Below are 17,967 nucleotides of genomic sequence, written 5' to 3'. Positions count from 1 at the left end.
GGGCTGTGAGTGGCCGCACGGCCTCGGTCGGTGGAGGGCAGGTGGTCAGCCGCGGGTGACCATGGCCTCGATGCCGGCGATCAGGAGGTCCAGGGCGAAGGTGAAGTCGCGCTCCAGCATCTCCGCGACGGTGTCGCCGCCGCGGGCCGCCATGAGGTCCGCGGACTCCTTGACGACCGCGGCGGTCCCCGGGAACTCGGACACGGCGGTCATGGCCTGCCGGAAGTACTCGTCGGGGGTCAGCCCGGTGTCCGCGATCCGGGCGGAGAAGTGGCTCTCGATCGTGCCGTACCCGTAGACGAACTGGAAGACGGCCGAGATCGCCCCCGTCACGCCGTGCGCCGGCAGCCCGGTCCGGCGGACGACACGCTGGATCACGTGGGAGAAGGCGAGCGACCGCGGGCCGATGTTGAGGTAGCGCCCGGCCAGCGGGGACAGCCAGGGGTGGCGGACCAGCAGCCCCCGGTAGGCGGTGGCCAGCTCCCGCAGCTGCCGCCGCCAGTCCTGCTCCGTGTCCTCGGGGTCGGGCAGCCGCAGCTCGCCGTAGGTCGCGTCCAGGGCCAGTTCGAGCAGGTCGTCCTTGGTGTCGACGTACCAGTACAGGGACATCGCGGTGACGTTCAGCTCGGCGGCCAGGCGGCGCATGGAGAACTTGGCGAGCCCCTCGGCGTCGAGCAGCCGTACGGACGCCTCGGTGATCCGCTCCCGGTCCAGCCCCGAGGGCTGCCCGCTGCGCCCGCCCCGGCGGGTCCCGCCCTCCAGCCAGACACTGGCCCGCGCCGACCGACCTGCTGCTTTCGCCACCGGCGCACCTTCCTCGATTCCGACGACCGACCCCACCTTAGGCGCGTGGGGCCGCACCCCTACCTGTCCCCCGGAGTCGTCAGGCGGACACCCGCTCCGCCCGCCGCAACAGTCCCGCCGCCACGAAACCTCCGGCCAGTACGGCGACCGCGCCGACCAGCTGCCCGGACCCGAGACCGTCCGAGAGGGACTCCCCCGAGGCCACGGACGAACTGAGCACGGCACCGAGCACGGCCACACCGAGGCCGTTGCCGAACTCGGCCAGCGTTCCGTTGATGCCCGCCCCCACCCCGGCCCGCTCCGGAGGTATCGCGCTCATGATGGCGTGCGCCATGGCCGGGTTGGCGACCGCGCACCCCGCGCCGATCAGCAGCAGTCCGGTCAGCGTGCCGGCGTAGCCACCGGTGTCGACCTCGGCGATGGCCACCAGACCCGCCGACATCAGCACCATGCCGAGCGCGATCGACACCGGCGTGCCCAGCCGGGCCGACCACTTCGCGGCGATGCCGGTGAAGTTGAGCGCCACCACGGTCAGCGCCAGCGGAGCGGTCCGCAGACCGGCCTCCAACGGCCCGTATCCGAGCACCGACTGGAGGTGCTGGGTCAGCAGGAAGAGCGCGCCGCCCATGCCGAAGGTGATGAGCACGGCGCCGGCCACCGCGCCCGTGAACCGACGGTCGTGGAAGAAGCGCAGGTCGAGCATGGGCTCGTCGGCCCTGTTCTCCCACCAGGCGAAGGCACCCAGCACCAGCACCGCGACGGCCCCGGTGCCGAGCACGCGCGCGGAGGTCCAGCCGTGACCGGGCCCGGAGATGATCGCGTAGACGAGCGCGGCCATGCCGATGGTGGACAGCAGCGCGCCGAGCAGGTCCGGGCGGTCGCCGCGGGGTGACTTCGACTCGGGGACGAGAGCCACCACCGCGGCCAGGCCGAGCACCGCCACCGGGATGTTGATCAGGAAGATCGCGCCCCACCAGAAGTGGTTGAGCACGAAGCCGCCGATCAGCGGACCGCCCGCGAAGCCCAGGGCGTTGACGGCGCTCCAGATGCCGATCGCCTTCGGCTGCTCCTCGGGCGCGAAGATCTGCATGGCCACGGCCAGGGTGGTGGTCAGCAGCAGCGCGCCGCCGACGCCCATGCCGGCCCGGGCGGCGATCAGCTGGGGCGTGGAGTCGGCCAGGCCCGCGATCAGGGAACCGGTCCCGAACAGGGCGAGCCCGGCGATCAGCATCTTCTTGCGGCCGTAGCGGTCGGCCGCGCTGCCCGCGGTGAGCAGCAGCCCGGACTGCACCAGCGAGTAGGCGTTGATCATCCACTGGATGTCGGAGGTCGCCGCGTGCAGTTCGCGGGTCAGCGACGGGATGGCGACGTTCAGGACGGTGTTGTCGAGCAGCACGGTGAGCTGCGCGAGGCAGATGACGCCGAGGATCAGCCAGCGCCGGGGATGACCGGGCGGGCCGGGGTGGCCGGGACGGCCTTGGGGGGCGGACATGCCGTACACCGTATAGCGGTCGCTATACGGTGTACAACAGAGTTTCCGGTCAGCCGGACGTCGTCGCGCGCGTGAGGTCGTAGAAGGTGGCCGAACCCACCGTCACCTTCTTGAAGTTGCTCTGCACCCAGGAGCTGATCTGCGAGGACGTGCCGCTGTTGCCGCCCCCGCCCATGCCGCCGCCGGCGATGAAGTAGTGGATCCGCCCGTCCGCCACGTACTTCTTGAACTGGGCCAGGGTCGGCGACGGGTCGGTGCCGTTGAAGCCGCCGATGGCCATCACCGGGTGCCCCGTGGTGAGCTGGTAGCTCGCCGCGTTCTGCGAGCCGACGGACGCGGCCACCCAGGTGTAGTCGGACGCGTTCGCCTCCAGCAGCTTCTTGGCCTCGGCGGACACACTCGCGCCGTTCAGCAGGCCGCCGGCGCCACCGCCACCGCCCATGCCGCCTTCACCCGTCCGTCCGGCGCCGGGGAATCCGTTGCCGTTCTGCGTGCCGGGCAGACCCTGCTGACCCGGCATGCCACCGCCCGGGAAGCCGTTGCCCGGCCGGCCCTGCTGGTTCTGGCCCTGCTGGTTCCGGCCCTGCGTACCGCCGTTGGCGTTGCCGTTGCCGTTCTGCTGGTTCTGACCCGGCATGCCGCCGGGGAACCCGCCGCGCACACCGCCACCGCCGCCGGGACCGCCGCCCCGGCCGCCCATCGTGCTCGCGCCCGCCGGACCGGCCGTGACGATCGAGCCGGTGTGGCCCTGCTGGAGCGTGCTGAGCGTGTACGCCGTCGGTCCGGCCAGCGCCGCCACGAGGCCCACCGCCGCCGCCCCGAGGGCGAGCCGCCGTGGAACGCGGCCGGCGAAGACCAGACCGAGCGCGGCGGTCAGACCACCGACCAGCACCAGCCACTTCAGCCAGGGCAGGTAGTCGGAGGTGCGGTCGAGCAGCACGTATCCCCAGGCCGCCGCCGCGACCACGGAGGCGGCGAGGGTGATCGACGCCCACGTCTCCCGCCGCTTCTCCCACAGCAGCCCGGCACCCATGCCGGTCACGGCCGCGAGGTAGGGGGCGAGGGCCACGGTGTAGTACTGGTGGAAGATGCCCGCCATGTAGCTGAAGACGGCCATGGTCATCAGCAGGGAGCCGCCCCAGACGAGGAACGAGGCGCGGGTGACCGACGTCCGCTTCAGCTTCCCGGTGGCCACGAGGCCCGCGACCAGCAGGATCAGCGCGGCAGGCAGGAGCCAGGAGATCTGGCCGCCGACCTCGGAGCCGAACATCCGGTCCCAGCCGGTCTCGCCCCACATGCCGGTGCCGCCCGCGCCGCCGCCTCCGCCGCCGACGCTGCCGGTCTCCTCGCCGTTCAGCCGGCCGAGTCCGTTGTAACCGAAGGTCAGCTCCAGGAAGCTGTTGTTCTGGGAACCGCCGATGTACGGGCGGGAGGAGGCCGGCCACAGCTCGACGACCGCGACCCACCAGCCGCCGGACACGACCAGCGCGAGCGTCGCGGCGGCCAGCTGCCCGAAGCGCTTCTTCAGCGGCACCGGCGCGCAGACCGCGTACACGAGCGCGAGCGGCGGCAGGATCAGGAACGCCTGGAGCGTCTTGGCGAGGAACGCGAAACCGATCGCGGCACCCGCCCACACCAGCCACTTCGTCCGGCCGTCCTCCACCGCCCGCACCACCAGGTAACAGGCCACGGCCATCAGCAGCGCCAGCATGGCGTCCGGGTTGTTGAACCGGAACATCAGCGCCGCCACCGGCGTCAGCGCGAGCACCGCACCCGCGATCAGACCGGACTCCGGGCCGAAGCGGCGGCGCACCCCGCCGTACACGACGGCGACGGTCGCCACCCCCATCAGCACCTCGGGCGCGAGGATCGCCCACGAGTGCAGGCCGAAGACGCGCACCGACAGCTCCATCGGCCACAGCGAGGCCGGGGGCTTGTCGACGGTGATGGCGTTGCCCGCGTCCAGCGAGCCGAAGAAGAACGCCTTCCAGGACCTGCTGCCCGCCTGCACGGCCGCCGAGTAGAAGGAGTTGGCGTAACCGGAGGCGCTCAGGTCGTACAGGTACAGCAGGAGGGTGGTGGCCAGCAGTCCGAGGAAGGCGGGGCGCACCCAGCGCGGGTCCTCGGGCCGGCCGCGCCACAGCCGGCGGGCGAAGGGCCGCCCGGGCGCGCCGGCCTCCGGAGCCCGTGGGGGAGCGGCCGAGGGCGGGCCCCCGGCGGGGGCGGCGGACTGCTCGCCGGTCGGCTGGTCGTAGTGGGTGGTCATCGGGGGTCCCCCGGCTCTGTGTCGTGAGGGCGCACCGGCTGCAGCCGCATCGTGGCGTCCCTCCAGTTGCCGTCCGCGGCCTCACCGGCGCGGACCTGGGTGGTCGGGTAGGGGTCGTACGACAGGTGGGGCACCGGTCGGTGCGGGAGCGGCGCGGCCGGCACGGGGCCCGGTGCGGAAGGGACGTGGGCGGCGACCACCGACGAGGCGGCGGTCACCGGCGAGGCGGCCGTCACCGGCGAGGCACCGCCGGTCTCGTTCCGGTCCGGGAACACCCAGGCGCGGAAGAGCAGGAAGCGCAGCACGGTCGCGGCGAGGTTGGCGGCGATGAGCACCGCCAGTTCGGTGGAGTGCGCCGGGCTGTCGGTGGCCGCGCCGAGAGCGGCCAGGGAGCCGCTGGTCAGGGCGAGCCCGATGCCGAAGACGACCAGGCCCTGCGCCTGGTGCCGGACGGCCCCGCCGCGTCCGCGCACCCCGAAGGTGAGCCGCCGGTTCGCGGCGGTGTTGGCCACCGCCGAGACCAGCAGGGCGAGCGCGTTGGCGACCTGGGAGCCGGAGAACTGCCGGAAGACGCTGTAGAGCGCCAGGTAGAACAGCGTCGACAGAGCGCCGACCACGCAGAACCCGACGAGCTGGCGGGCCAGTCCCCTGGGCACGTCGGGCAGTTCGCGGTCCCTGGGGTCGTCGCCGAAGGGCCGGGTGAGCCGGTCCAGCGACAGCGAACCGGTGGCCAGCGCCTTGCCGACCCGCCAGACGCCCTTGAGGTCGTCGGTGGCGGTCCGCACGATGTGCACGGTGGAGTCGGGGTCGTCGACCCAGTCGACCGGCACCTCGTGGATGCGCAGCCCGGCCCGCTCGGCGAGGACGAGCATCTCGGTGTCGAAGAACCAGCCGGTGTCCTCCACCAGCGGCAGCAGCGCCTGCGCCACGTCCCGCCGGATCGCCTTGAAGCCGCACTGCGCGTCGGAGAAACGGGCCTGGAGGGAGCCGCGCAGGATCAGGTTGTAGGCCCTGCTGATGAACTCCCGCTTGGGGCCGCGCACGACCCGGGAGCTACGGGCGAGCCGGGAGCCGATGGCGAGGTCCGAGTGGCCGGAGATGAGGGGAGCCACCAGCGGCAGCAGGGCGTTGAGGTCGGTGGACAGGTCGACGTCCATGTAGGCGAGGATCGGCGCCTCGGACGCGGACCACACGGTCCTCAGGGCGCGGCCGCGGCCCTTCTGCTCCAGCCGGAAGGTGGCGACCTCCGGGATCTCCGCCGCCAGCCGTGCCGCCACCAGCGGGGTGCCGTCCGTGGACGCGTTGTCCGCGACGGTGATGCGGAAGGCGTACGGGAAGGTCCGCGTGAGGTGCTCGTGCAGTCCGCGGACGCACGGCCGGAGGTCCTTCTCCTCGTTGTGGACGGGGATCACTACGTCCAGGACAGGCGTTCCGGCGTCTGTGGCCGGGAGGTGCTCCCGCGCCGGCAGGGTGCCGGGAGAAGAGTCGGTTCGCATGGGACCGACTTTCCTCAAGTGCCCTGTCGCGCCCATGTGGTGGGACTGTGCTGTGCCTGTGAGTGCGCGGCCGGGTTCCCCGTCGGCATCGCCACGGGCGCCGGCCGGGAACCGGTGGGGGCGAGCGCGGGCAGGTGCACGGTGAAGACCGTGCGCCCCGGGACGCTGTCCACGGTCACGGCACCGCCGTGCGCCGCCGCGACGGCCTGCACGATCGCGAGCCCGAGCCCGGTGGACCCGGTGGCCCGGGAGCGCGCGGAGTCGCCCCGCGCGAACCGCTCGAAGACGTGCGGCAGCAGCTCGGCGGGGATACCCGGTCCGTTGTCCTCGACGTCGACGCACATCCACGCCCCGCGCCGCTGGACGCGTGCGATCACGGTGGTGCCGGGCCGGGTGTGCTTGCGGGCGTTGCCCAGCAGATTGACCAGCACCTGCTGGATCCGGGCCGCGTCCGCCGAGACGGGGGCCGGCTCGTCGGGCAGGTCGAGGCGCCAGTTGTGGTCCATGCCGGCCGCGCGGGAGTCGCTGACGGTGTCGACGACCAGCGGGATCAGGTCGGTCTGCTCGAACTGGAGCGGCCGGCCGGCGTCGAGCCGGGCGAGCAGCAGCAGATCCTCGACGAGCAGGGTCATCCGGCCGGCCTCGGACTCGATCCGGCCGAGGGCGTGCCGGGTGTCGGGGCCGACGCGCTCGCGCCCGCGCCGGGTGAGTTCGGCGTAGCCGCGGATGGAGGCGAGCGGGGTCCTGAGTTCGTGGCTGGCGTCGGCCACGAACTGCCGTACCCGCGTCACGCTCTGCTGGCGGGCGTGCAGGGCGCCGTGGACGTGGTCCAGCATGCGGTTGAGCGCGGCACCGACCTGGCCGACCTCGGAGTGCGGGTCGCACTCCGACTCGGGGACGCGCTCGCTGAGGTTCACCTCGCCGGTGTGCAGGCGGAGTTCGGAGACCCGGGTGGCGGTGTGGGCGACCCTGCGCAGGGGGCGGGTGGCGACGCCGACCAGCACGTACCCGGCGATACCGGCGGCGACGAGACCGGCGGCGGTGACACTGACCTCGACGAGGACGAGGGTGTCGATGGTGTTGTCGACGCCGGACGTCGGTATGGCGACGTAGTAGGAGCCGTTGTCGCCGGTGCGGTACTCGACCCGGTACCGGCCCTCCCCGGGAATGGCGACGGTGTGCTGCTGCCCGTCCACCCGCGGGACCGACCGGAGGGCGGCGAGCTGGGCGTCGGTCAGCGTCCTGGCGTTCATCTGGAGGTCGCTGGTGGACTTCACCCCGCGCCTGGCGTCGGTGATGACGCCGTTCTCGACCTTGGCCGCGATGGTGCCCTGGGGCTGCGGGCCCACGGTGACGAACTCGGTGAGCTTGGTGGGGTGCTTATCGAACGACTGCCCGCCCGGTACGGCACCGCCGCGCGGCCGCTGCCCCGGGGGGCCGAAGGAGCCCGAGGCGCGCGAGGCCACCTCGTTCAGCTGCCCGTTGAGCTGCTCGTACAGATGGCTGCGCAGCGCCAGCGTGGTCACCGTGCCGATCACCGCGCACACCACCGCGATCAGCACCACGGAGGCGACGACGAGCCGTGTCCGCAGGGTGCGCGGCTGTCCGGCCCGGCGCTTTTGCGGACGCGTCCGTCGTCGTCCGCTCATGACACGGCGGACTTGATCAGATAGCCGGCCCCACGCCGGGTGTGGATCATCGGCTCCCGGCCGGCGTCGATCTTCCGGCGCAGGTACGAGATGTACAGCTCGACCACGTTGGCCTGTCCGCCGAAGTCGTAGCTCCAGACCCGGTCCAGGATCTGCGCCTTGCTGAGCACGCGCCGCGGGTTGCGCATGAGGAAGCGGAGCAGTTCGAACTCGGTGGCGGTGAGGTGGATGGACTCGCCGGCCCGCGAGACCTCGTGGCTGTCCTCGTCGAGGGTGAGGTCCCCGACGACGAGGACGGACTCCGAGCGCCGGTCGGCGGCGCCGGACCTGCGGATGAGTCCGCGCAGCCGGGCGACGACCTCCTCCAGGCTGAACGGCTTGGTGACGTAGTCGTCGCCGCCGGCGGTGAGTCCCGCGATACGGTCCTCCACCGCGTCCTTGGCGGTCAGGAACAGCACCGGCACGTCCGGCAGTTCGCGGCGCAGCCGGCCGAGGACGGCGAGCCCGTCCATGTCCGGCAGCATCATGTCGAGCACGACGGCGTCGGGCCGGAACTCACGGGCCGTCTGGACGGCCCCCTGCCCGTCTCCCGCGCTCCTGATCTGCCAGCCCTCGTAACGAAGAGCCATGCTCAGCAGTTCGGTGATCGACAGCTCGTCGTCCACCACCAGCACGCGGACGGGGCTCCCGTCCGGCCTCAGCAGTTCGGTGCGCCCCTGGGGCGAGGTCGTGGTCATGGTGCACACCCTGTCGGGACCCTCTGAGAGCAGGCTTTCCCCCGTCTGTGATTTTCCTGAGAAACCCACAGGCGTCGGACAGGGAACCGCCGGGAAGCCCTCAGAAGAGCCCGTCCTGCTCCCGCTTCCTCCTGAACTCCCTTACGGGCAGGGTGAGTCCGTCGACGTCCTCGGCCGTGGGCGTCAGCTCCCAGCCGGCCATCAGACGGGTGTCGAGGACGACGACACCCCGCGCGCCGACGGCGAGATGCAGATCGGGACCGGCGGCGGCGACCAGCTCACCGCTCAACGCCCCGCCCGGCACGAGTTCCGCGACCTCACCGAGCGCCGACGGAACGCCGTCCAGCCCGAAGGCCCGGACGTGATCGACGACTTCGCACGGTGCCGGTCGCAGCGACTCCGGCCACCCGGCGAGTGCGGTGGCCCGCGCGTGCAGCTCCCGCACCTCGGCGGCGCGGTCCTCCTCCGCCGTAGGCAGCACCGACCGCACCGCCCGCTTCTCGGCGTACGGGATCCGGTCGGGCACCCGCAACGCGGCCCGCAGCAGCTCCTCGGTGCGCCGGGCGGCCATCAGCGGGCCGGAGCCGAGCCAGCTGAAACAGACGGCACCCTGCTCCAGCAGCCGGGCCGGGCCGCGCTCGACGGCGGTGATGCCGACCTTGACCATGCCGGGACCGAACCAGGCCAGGTAGACGCGGTACGGCCGGGGGTCGTCGGCCAGGGTGTCGGCGGCCACGGAGTGCGCCCGGTCCAGCCGCGCGCACTCCTCGCAGCGGGCTCCCGTGCTCCGACCCGACACGGCCGCCCGCACCGGACAGGCATGCCCCCGCGCCCCCGTGCACGTCCGCCCGCCCGCCTCCGGCACCGCGAAGGCGACCCGCTTCCCCCGGGGCAGCACACTGCGCCGCCCGCCGTCCCACACGAGCACGGGACCGGCCACGTCCCACCGCAGCCCCGAGCACTTCCACATCCGCGCCATCACCCGTCAGGGTAGAACCGGGGTCCGACATCGGGATGGGGGCGATCGGCGGGGACAGGGTGGCCAAGGGCCCGAAGCCGCGACAGGCGATCACCAACTGCCCTGCGCAGAACGTGGGTTCACTCGACAGGTGACAGAGGGACCGTTTCGGCGCGGATCGGCGCGGGGGCGGCGGGCGTCACGGCCAGTGGGCGGCGACCGCGGCCCGCCAGGCGGCAGCCCACGCAGCCCGGGTGGCCGGCGCGGGCCTGGGTGTCGCGGGTCCGCATGCCCCACTCGCCGCGCGGACGTACGCCCGGCGGCTTGCCCCAGCCGGTGAGGTGGAGGAACCACGTCACCAGGGCGCTCACCGCCACCACCGCCAGCCCCGCACCGATCAGCGGCGGCGAGGCCGCGCAGACCCCCCAGCCCGCCACACCGCTTCCGATCGTGGCGATACCGACACCGGTCCAGCCGGCGATCGTGTGACCCTCGTCGTACAGACTCATGGAGCCGCCTCCAGGGAAGAGATTCCCTCACGCACTAAGAAGTTTGGCGCTCCGAATATCTCACGAAGTAAGGGATTCCGAAAGATGCACGGCACGCCCCGACCGCCCGCCACCCCGGCCCAGGCGCTGTCGGCGATGGACCACCTCATCGCCGCTCACCTGATCGGCCAGCAGGAGCTGGCCCGGCGGCTGGGCCTGAACGTCACGGACCTCACGTGCTTCGCCTTCGTCCTGGAGTCCGGGGAGAACCTGCTCACCGCCGGTGATCTCGCGGCCCGCGCCCACGTCACCACGGGCGCGGTGACGGGCATCCTCAATCGCCTGGAACGCGCCGGTTACGTCACCCGGCGCCCCGACTCCGCGGACCGCCGCCGGGTGCGCGTGGCCGCCGTGCCGGCCGCCGTCGCCCGCGTCGAGGCGGTGTACGCGGGCCACTACGAACGTCTGACGGTGCTGTTCGCCGACTACTCCGCGGACGAGCTGGCGATCATCACGGACTGGTTCACCCGGGCCACGGCCCTGGCCCACGAGTATCTGGAGAAGCTGAACCGGAACGATCCCGCGGAGGAGTGCTGAGCCGCTCCCCCGCCTCCGGCCCTCACCGGGCAGCCGGATCGCACCGGACGACGACACCACACGACTACTGAGTGTAGCCAAATGGCATGTGCCGTGTGACTATGCTGTCACACGGTCACCACTTCACTACACAAAGTGAGCTTGACCGGTCAATTCGGCGAACCCGTGAACTGCGCAAGGAGTCGACTGATCATGTCCGCACCTGTCGTTGACGTCTGGGGCCCGGTCTCCCCGAACGCCCGCTCCTCGTTTCCCCCCGCGCCGGAACCACACGACGAATGGGTCCTCGACGGCGGAACGGCGTGGGTCTACTACAGCCCGCTGAACCGCCGGCAGCTCATCAGGCCCGTCATCCTCTCCGACGGCTTCTCGAACGGGTCGAGCAACCTCGACCAGCTCTGGCACGGCCTGGAGGAGAACGGCGACTACCGCTTCGTCTCCGAGCTCCACGCGACAGGCCGCGACGTGGTCATCCTCGGCTACAACGACCGCACGGCGTCGATCAGGTCCAACGCCGACACCGCGATCGACTGCATCCGCCGGGCCATCGCCGAGCGGGCCGGCCGGGCGAAGCTGACCGTGGGCGGCTTCAGCATGGGCGGGCTGATCACCCGTTACGCCCTGGCCAGGATGGAGTGGGACCCCGCGCTCCCCGACCACGAGACGTCCACCTACGTCTCCTACGACACCCCCCACCAGGGCGCGTGGTTCCCCGTCGCCCTCCAGGCCTTCACGCACTTCGCGACGGACAAGTGGGGGGAGGCTCCCGTGGTGGGGCCCGCCCTGCGCCAGTTCTCCGGAATGCTCAACAGCCCCGCCGCACGGCAGATGGCCCGGTGGCACATCGAGAAGGCGGGCGACACCCCGGCGCAGGCACCGGAGCGGGCCGCCTTCCTCAAGGCGCTCGACGAGGTCGGGGGATGGCCCCGGGGCGTCCGGAAGATCGGTGTCGCCAACGGCGTGGACACCGGCGCCGGCAACGGCGTTCCGGCCGGCGCGACCGCGGTGAAGTGCAACGGTGAGACGCTCATCGACACATGGCTCAAGATCCAGGCACAGGGCGACCAGGTCGTCGCGCGCCTGCAGAAGGCGGACGACGAGCCGACATCGGTGCGCACCAGCGGGCTGCCCGAGATCGACGGTGCTCCCGGAGGCCTGTTCACCGTGCCGTCCCCCGCGGGCGACACCGGAAGCTTCGGCCTGGCCGCCCTGCTGATGGGACTTCTCGGCAACACCGTGGACCCGGACGTCATCGGCACGTCCTGCTTCATCCCCAGCATCAGCGCCGTCGCCGCCGGGGACATCAGCGACCCGAAGGCGCTGTACCGGCCGATCACACCGGATCACAGCGAACTCGACGCCTTCGTGTGCGCCGGCCGCAACGAGGGCCACACCACCATGACCGAGGAACTCGGCGCGTGGATCGTGAACGAGATCGTGAGCGTCGGCTGAAAAAGCCAGAGGCCCTGCGGAGTGATCCGCAGGGCCTCTGGTCTGTTGTGCACTCGGCAGGATTCGAACCTGCAACCTTCTGATCCGTAGTCAGATGCTCTATCCGTTAAGCTACGAGTGCTTGTTTATTCTGTTTTCCGTCTCCGCTCCCGGCCCTTCCGGCCCGCTCGCGGCGACAGGAAGAACATTACATGACTGCCGCCGTCATGTGAAATCCGATCCGCACACCCCTTGTGACCTGCGAAAACGTCCAGTGGGGCGTGTGGGCCGTGAACGCCGAAGCCCCGGTCCAGAGGACCGGGGCTTCGGGATCGGTGCGGAGGCGGAGGGATTTGAACCCTCGATGGGCTTTAAGGCCCAAACCGCATTAGCAGTGCGGCGCCATAGACCGGACTAGGCGACGCCTCCAGCACAACCGCTCACGCGAGCGCGTGATCGGTGCGTGCAGATGATGACACAGTCGGGTGCGGTGTCACCAATCGCCCCCCACGGTACTAGGCAGTCGGGCCGCAGGGCAAAGGGCTTCCCCGTCGGGCGTGCCTGGTGGCGGCGGCGCGGCGGTGCCGCGGGGGCGGAAGCCCCCCGGGAGGCGGCGCAACGTCCGGCGGACCGGGGCGTTGGAGAGGGCATGGTCTCTGTTCTGCCGGTCGCCGGGCGCCGCGTCCTCGTGTCGTCCCTCGCCGCCGTCGCCTCCCTCGTCCCGCTCACCGCCGTACCCGCCCTGGCGGCCGGTGCCGCGCCGCCGCCCGCCCGGCCCGAGGACCAAGCCCCGCGGACCGCCCGCCACGGCGGTGATCACCTCACCGTCGTCGTCCGCCACGCCGGCACCGGACGGGACGGCACCTACGACGTGTCCTGTCACCCCGGCGCCGGCCGTCACCCGGACGTGGCCGGTGCCTGCCAGGTGCTCGACACCCACACCCGGTGGGGCCGGGACCCGTTCGCCCCGGTGGACCCCGGCAGCGCCTGCACCATGGTCTACGGCGGGCCGGCCACCGCCCACGTCACCGGCACCTGGGCCGGACACCCGGTCGACGCCTCGTACGACCGCAGCAACGGCTGCGAGATCGGGCGGTGGGACCGGATGGTGCCGCTGCTGCCACGGCTCGGCGCGACACCCTCGGCGTAGGTCCCCTCGGCCACCCGCCCACGGGTCCGGCGAGGGGACGTCCAGTCGCCCGGGAACGCCTCCACCGGCGCCGTGGCCTGCCACGGTCCGCTCCTCGCGGGATCAACGGGGACGTAAAGGTCCCGCGAAGGTACGGCGAAGTCGGAGGGGGCGGTCACGCGTTCGCCGTCACTTCCTCGTGGGACCTCCCTCTCATCCGGCGTCGCAACCGCAACCCGTGCGCTTAGACTCCCTCGCGTGACACGTCGCGGGCCGGTTGGCAAGATGGCCCGAGCGGTCGGCAAGGTGCGGTAACAGGGAGGAAGCGTCTCGTGAGCAGCAGGCCATCCCGAGGCGCTGCTCGCCTCGCAGCCATACTCGACGCGCTGCCGGACGCGTTGGTCCTGGTCAACGCCAACGGCACCGTCGTCAACGCCAACACCATCGCGCTGGAGGCGTTCGAGGCACCGGGGACCGCGCTCGTGGGGCGCGGCCTGCTCGATCTGCTCCCGCAGTTCGACTCCCGGCTCATCCCCGGATCGATGCGGCGGCCCGATCACATGGACCCGCGCGGACGGACCAAGCCGACGCGGATGATCGCCCGGCGCACCGACGGGAGCGAGTTCCCGGTCGAGGTCACGAGCGCGAACCTGGAGAACGGGCAGCAGGCGTACGACGGTTACGGCTACACCGGCGACGAGCTGCTGATGCTCGTCGTGCGGGACCTCTCCGGGACCGTCGACACCGAGGCGGAGCTGGCCCGCTCCCAGCGGCAGACCGAGATGATCCTGCGCGCCGCGGCGGAAGGCGTCGTCGGCACCGACACCGACGGGCGGATCGTGCTCGTCAACCCGGCCGCCGCCCAGATACTGGGATACCGGGCGGGTGAACTGGGCGGCAAGGAGCTGCACACCCTGGTGCTGCACTCCCGCGCCGACGGCTCCCCCTTCCCGTACGACGAGTCGCCGCTCGCCGACACCCTGCGCTCCGGGCGCAAGCACCGGGTGCGCGGGCAGGTGCTGTGGTCCAAGGGCGACGAGCAGGTCTCGGTCGACCTGACCACCGCGCCGGTGCGCGACGGCGACCAGCTCGTCGGCGCCGTCATGACCTTCACCGACCGGCGGCCGTACGACACCCTCGTCGAGGAGAAGGACGCGCTGGAGAAGGCGCACGCCGACGAGCTGGAGCGACTGTCCGAGGAGCACGCCTCCGACCTGACCGCGCTGCGCCAGCAGCACGTCAGCGAGCTGGAGGAACTCGACGAGAAGCACGCGGAGGCGCTGGCGGCGGGCGAGGAGCGGTACGCCGCGCTCGCCGAGCGGGAGAAGGACCGGTTCGACGCCCTGGCCGGGCGGCACGAGCAGCTGCTGACCCTGCTCGGGCAGTCGCTGCGCGGGCCGCTGGACCAGCTGCGCCGCGAGCTGTCCGCCCTGGCCGCCGACGACGCCGGACAGCTGTGGCCCGAGGCCAACCAGGTCCTGCACCACCTCTCGGCCGGCTACTCGCGGATCACGACCCTGATCGACAACGTCCTCGGGTACCAGCGGCTGGACGCGGGCGCCGACGACGTCACCCGGACGAAGGTGATGCTGGACGCCGTCGTCGCCGCCGGTGTGGACGGGGCGGTGGAGCTGATCGGTCCCGGCCGGGTGCAGTTCGCGGTGCACGCGCCGCCCATCGAGGCCGAGGTCGACCCGCAGCGCCTCGCCACCGCGCTCGCCCACCTGGTGGCGGACGTGGCGGGTGTCGACGCGACCGGCAACACGCCCGTGTCGGCGGGCGGTTACCTGGACAACACCGTCGTGGTCGCCGCCGCCCAGCGCGGCGAGGTGGCGCGGATCGAGGTGCGCGGCCCGTACGCCGGGGGGAACCCGGTGCACGAGCCGATCGTGCGCGGCATCGTGCGCGCCCACGGCGGCGTGCTCCAGACGCACGACGTACCGGGCATGAGCGGCAGCGCGTACGTGCTGGAGGTTCCGCTCGGCGGTGGCGCCGGTGCGGTCGCCGCGCAGCTTCCGGCCGCGCTCGAGCGGGCGCCGCAGGAGTCCACGCCCCTCGAGCCGGGCGGTTCCGGTGGCGGCCGGCGGCGGGCCAGGCGGTCCTCGACGGACGCCTTCCTGGAGAGCGACGTGCCGGGCGCCGGTGAGGCAGCCGGTGACAGCGAGGCGCCCACGCCGACGGGCCGGCGCCGCCGACGGGCCGGTGCGCCCGCCGACGAGGCCGTCGAGGTTCCGGCCGAGAGTACGGAGAACGGGTCCGGTGGTACCGGGCGCCGCCGCGGGCGTCCCGCCGAGATCGCCGGCGGCGCCGGTGACGGCCAGGGTGTGGCCGAGGGTGCCGTGGTGACCGCGGCCGAGCACGCGGCCGGGGCCGCCGCCTCCCACACGGGACTGGGCGGGGCCGTACCGCCGCAGGGCGTCCCCGTGCCCCCGGGCCACCGCGCCCTCCCTGACGCCGACGCACCGCAGGCGGCGCTGCCGCCCGCCCTGCCCGCGGCCGGTGCGCAGCCGGTGCCGGCCGAGGACGCACAGCCGACCGGACGGCGCCGGCGTGCGCTGGCCGCCGCGGCCGAGCGTGCCGCGGCCCAGGAGGCGGAGGCGGCCGGCGTCCGTACGGTCTTCGCGCTGCCCCCGGCCGACGCCGACCGCTCACCCGAGTCCGCCGGCGCGGTCGCGGCACCCGACGGCGGCACGACGCCGAACCCGGCCGCCGCGACTCCGGGTACACCCGTGGGTGCCGGCGTGCCGGTGCCCCCCACGGGTGCCGGTGTACCGGTCGACCCGAGCACCGGGGTACCGGTGGGTCCCGGTGCCGCTGTCACGAACGGTCCCGGCGCCGGTGTGCCCGTGGGGCCCGGTGCCGACGGGCAGCCGCAGGCCGCCGGTGCCGTTCCCGCTCCGGTGGCGGGGGTGCTGCCCGGACAGGTGCGGGTGCCCGCGCAGCCTCCGGTGTCCGTCGAGGGACTGCCCGGGGACGACGGCCGCCACGACGCCGTACCGCTCGGCCAGGCCGAGGACCACACCCCGCCGCAGCCGCATCCCACCAGTGCCCCCACGGGCCGGCGCCGCCGGGCCGTGGCCCAGCCCGCCGAGGGCGCCCAGCCGATGGCGCCCGCGCCCGAGCCGGGCGTGCCGGGACAGGTCGCTCCCGCTGGGACCGCGGTGCAGGGCACGGCGCCCCAGGCCGTCCCGGTCGTGCCGGCTCAGGCCGCCCCCGCCCAGGGCGTTCCGGCGGCTCCCGTCCAGGCCGCGCCGGACGTCCCCGGCCAGGCCCCGGTCGCCGCGCAGGCTGTGCCCGGCACCCGGCCCGCCGCCCAGCCCGGTGCCTCCGTGCCCGGCCGGCAGGTGGCCGAGTCCCCGCCCCCGGTCCCCGCGCAGGGCACCGCCGGCCAGTCCGTGCCGGTCCCCCCGGCCCAGGCGCAGCGGGCCCCCGCGGCACAACCCAACACCCCGCCGGCCGGCACCCCGGTGGCTCCGCCGGCCGCACAGCCGTTGCCCGCCGAGTCGGCCACCGGCCGGACGCCCGCGGCCACCGTGCCCCAGCAGTGGCCCGGTTCCGGTGACACCTCCGGCGCGGGTACGCCCGTACCGCGGGTGAACCCGGCCGGCACCCCCGCCGCGGGCACCGCGCTGCCCGCCGGGCACACCGGCGCCCAGGCGCAGCGGGCGGCGCAGCCACTGCCCGCCGAGGCCGCGGCCGCGGACCCGAACTCGACCCAGGGCAGGGCGATCAGCGTCCGCACGCTGGGACAGGGCGTGCCGTTCGCGCGGCAGGCCGCGCAGGTGCAGCAGCCCACGGCGACCCCGCCCCCGCACACCCCGGGAGGTTCGGGCCGGCGCCGCAAGCTGGGCACGCCCCCGGACCCGGCCACCCGCCCGGAGCCGCAGCCGGAGCAGGCCGCCCGGCCGCACCCGGCCGCCGAACAGCCCTCGCTCGGTGGGCAGGTGCCCGTGCCGCAGCCCTCGCTCGGCGGCCAGGCGCCCGTGTCCCCGTCGTCGCTCGCCGGGCAGTCCCGGCTCGTCCCGGGGACGGAGGGCGCCGGACGGTCGTACGCCATAGGCGCACCCGAGCCGAACTCCGCCGAGGGGCCCGAGCCGCTGGACGGTCCCGGCGGTGCCGTGGAGGTGGCGGACACCCCGCGGCCGCAGCCGCTCGACGACGAGCTGCCCCCGGAGCCGCTGGACAACCCGCGCCGGCTGCTGGTGTGGCCCGCGCCGGACGTGACGACCCAGCAGGCGCTGAGCGACCGCGGCTACCGGCCCGTCATCGTGCACTCCCGCGAAGAGGTCGACGCGCAGATCGCGGCCTTCCCCGCCGCGCTGTTCGTGGACCCGCTGACCGGGCCCATCACGCGCACGGCCCTCCAGTCGCTGCGCCAGGCCGCCGTGGCGGCCGAGGTGCCGGTGCTGGTCACGGCCGGGCTCGGGCAGGCGACCCGGGAGGCGGCGTACGGCGCCGACCCCGCCGTGCTGCTGAAGGCGCTCGCGCCCCGCGACTCCGAGCAGCATCCGCCGAGGGTGCTGCTCATCGAGGAGCACGCGGAGATCGCGCTGGCGCTGACCTCGACGCTGGAGCGGCGCGGGATGCAGGTGGCGCGTGCCGCGAACGACAACGACGCGGTGACGCTGGCGGGGCAGTTCCGGCCGAACCTCGTGGTGATGGACCTGATGCAGGTGCAGCGGATGCAGACCGGCGCCACCGGGATCATCGACTGGCTGCGTGCGAACGGCCGGCTCAACCGCACCCCGCTGGTCGTCTACACCGCCGCCGTCGACCAGGCCGACCTGCCCCGGCTGGCCTCGGGCGAGACGGTGCTGTTCCTCGCGGAGCGGTCCACCAGCACCGAGGTGCAGGACCGGATCGTCGACCTGCTCGCGCGGATCGGGACCAACTAGCCGTCCTCCGGGCGCCGTTGGTGCC

The 17,967-nt window shown here is 73.4% G+C and carries 12 protein-coding genes and 2 tRNA genes; 4 read left to right on the top strand and 10 right to left on the bottom strand.

Features of this window, described 5'->3' with window-relative positions:
* Positions 1–45: 45 nt before the first annotated feature.
* The 8 genes from ACF08B_RS08305 to ACF08B_RS08270 form a co-directional block, all read right to left on the bottom strand.
* Positions 46–804: a TetR/AcrR family transcriptional regulator gene (locus ACF08B_RS08305; protein WP_392316620.1), complete on the bottom strand. Its 759-nt coding sequence runs from the start codon at positions 802–804 to the stop codon at positions 46–48.
* Between the two features lie 79 nt (positions 805–883).
* Entirely contained in the window at positions 884–2,305 is a 1,422-nt protein-coding gene (locus tag ACF08B_RS08300; protein ID WP_392316619.1) for an MFS transporter, read from the bottom strand.
* Between the two features lie 40 nt (positions 2,306–2,345).
* Positions 2,346–4,562 carry an ArnT family glycosyltransferase gene (locus tag ACF08B_RS08295; protein WP_392316618.1) on the bottom strand — a complete coding sequence of 739 codons (2,217 nt, stop codon included), beginning with the start codon at positions 4,560–4,562 and terminating at the stop codon, positions 2,346–2,348.
* A complete protein-coding gene (locus ACF08B_RS08290; protein WP_392316617.1) occupies positions 4,559–6,058 on the bottom strand; it encodes a glycosyltransferase in 1,500 nt (499 codons plus the stop codon). The genes ACF08B_RS08295 and ACF08B_RS08290 overlap by 4 nt, the downstream gene beginning before the upstream one ends.
* 14 nt (positions 6,059–6,072) lie before the next feature.
* Positions 6,073–7,707: an ATP-binding protein gene (locus ACF08B_RS08285; RefSeq protein ID WP_392316616.1), complete on the bottom strand. Its 1,635-nt coding sequence runs from the start codon at positions 7,705–7,707 to the stop codon at positions 6,073–6,075.
* A complete protein-coding gene (locus ACF08B_RS08280) occupies positions 7,704–8,444 on the bottom strand; it encodes a response regulator transcription factor (RefSeq protein ID WP_392316615.1) in 741 nt (246 codons plus the stop codon). The genes ACF08B_RS08285 and ACF08B_RS08280 overlap by 4 nt, the downstream gene beginning before the upstream one ends.
* Positions 8,445–8,544: 100 nt before the next feature.
* Positions 8,545–9,423 (bottom strand): DUF2797 domain-containing protein, encoded by an 879-nt coding sequence (locus tag ACF08B_RS08275; RefSeq protein ID WP_392316614.1) that lies wholly within the window; start codon positions 9,421–9,423, stop codon positions 8,545–8,547.
* Between the two features lie 119 nt (positions 9,424–9,542).
* Positions 9,543–9,911, bottom strand: coding sequence for an HGxxPAAW family protein (locus ACF08B_RS08270; protein ID WP_392316613.1), 369 nt, complete (start codon positions 9,909–9,911; stop codon positions 9,543–9,545).
* 84 nt (positions 9,912–9,995) lie between these two features.
* Between ACF08B_RS08270 and ACF08B_RS08265 the strand changes: the two genes are divergently transcribed.
* Both ACF08B_RS08265 and ACF08B_RS08260 read left to right on the top strand, forming a co-directional pair.
* Positions 9,996–10,487, top strand: a complete 492-nt coding sequence (locus ACF08B_RS08265; protein WP_392316612.1) for a MarR family winged helix-turn-helix transcriptional regulator — start codon at positions 9,996–9,998, stop codon at positions 10,485–10,487.
* 192 nt (positions 10,488–10,679) lie between these two features.
* On the top strand, positions 10,680–11,939 hold the full coding sequence (locus ACF08B_RS08260; RefSeq protein WP_392316611.1) for an esterase/lipase family protein: 1,260 nt from the start codon (positions 10,680–10,682) through the stop codon (positions 11,937–11,939).
* Between the two features lie 48 nt (positions 11,940–11,987).
* Here ACF08B_RS08260 and ACF08B_RS08255 read toward each other — a convergent pair.
* A tRNA-Arg gene (locus ACF08B_RS08255) sits at positions 11,988–12,060 on the bottom strand.
* A 196-nt stretch (positions 12,061–12,256) separates the two neighbouring features.
* Positions 12,257–12,347, bottom strand: a tRNA-Ser gene (locus tag ACF08B_RS08250).
* A gap of 220 nt (positions 12,348–12,567) precedes the next feature.
* Between ACF08B_RS08250 and ACF08B_RS08245 the strand changes: the two genes are divergently transcribed.
* Together ACF08B_RS08245 and ACF08B_RS08240 are read left to right on the top strand one after the other, a co-directional pair.
* Positions 12,568–13,068, top strand: coding sequence for an SSI family serine proteinase inhibitor (locus tag ACF08B_RS08245; protein WP_392316610.1), 501 nt, complete (start codon positions 12,568–12,570; stop codon positions 13,066–13,068).
* Positions 13,069–13,379: 311 nt separating this feature from the next.
* Positions 13,380–17,942, top strand: a complete 4,563-nt coding sequence (locus ACF08B_RS08240; RefSeq protein ID WP_392316609.1) for a PAS domain-containing protein — start codon at positions 13,380–13,382, stop codon at positions 17,940–17,942.
* Positions 17,943–17,967: the final 25 nt, after the last annotated feature.

Origin of the sequence: Streptomyces sp. NPDC015139 (assembly GCF_043079785.1) — a bacterium.
Taxonomy (GTDB): domain Bacteria; phylum Actinomycetota; class Actinomycetes; order Streptomycetales; family Streptomycetaceae; genus Streptomyces; species Streptomyces albidocamelliae.
Note: the sequence above shows the minus strand (reverse complement) of the source record. Positions and strands in the feature narration are given on the sequence as shown.

What these genes read in the sequence shown, in the direction of transcription:
- ACF08B_RS08265 (WP_392316612.1), top strand. Translation starts at nt 9,996, where the DNA reads ATGCACGGCACGCCCCGACCGCCCGCCACCCCGGCCCAGGCGCTGTCG.
- ACF08B_RS08285 (WP_392316616.1), bottom strand. Translation starts at nt 7,707, where the DNA reads ATGAGCGGACGACGACGGACGCGTCCGCAAAAGCGCCGGGCCGGACAG.
- ACF08B_RS08280 (WP_392316615.1), bottom strand. Translation starts at nt 8,444, where the DNA reads ATGACCACGACCTCGCCCCAGGGGCGCACCGAACTGCTGAGGCCGGAC.
- ACF08B_RS08295 (WP_392316618.1), bottom strand. Translation starts at nt 4,562, where the DNA reads ATGACCACCCACTACGACCAGCCGACCGGCGAGCAGTCCGCCGCCCCC.
- ACF08B_RS08245 (WP_392316610.1), top strand. Translation starts at nt 12,568, where the DNA reads ATGGTCTCTGTTCTGCCGGTCGCCGGGCGCCGCGTCCTCGTGTCGTCC.
- ACF08B_RS08290 (WP_392316617.1), bottom strand. Translation starts at nt 6,058, where the DNA reads ATGCGAACCGACTCTTCTCCCGGCACCCTGCCGGCGCGGGAGCACCTC.
- ACF08B_RS08260 (WP_392316611.1), top strand. Translation starts at nt 10,680, where the DNA reads ATGTCCGCACCTGTCGTTGACGTCTGGGGCCCGGTCTCCCCGAACGCC.
- ACF08B_RS08270 (WP_392316613.1), bottom strand. Translation starts at nt 9,911, where the DNA reads ATGAGTCTGTACGACGAGGGTCACACGATCGCCGGCTGGACCGGTGTC.
- ACF08B_RS08275 (WP_392316614.1), bottom strand. Translation starts at nt 9,423, where the DNA reads ATGGCGCGGATGTGGAAGTGCTCGGGGCTGCGGTGGGACGTGGCCGGT.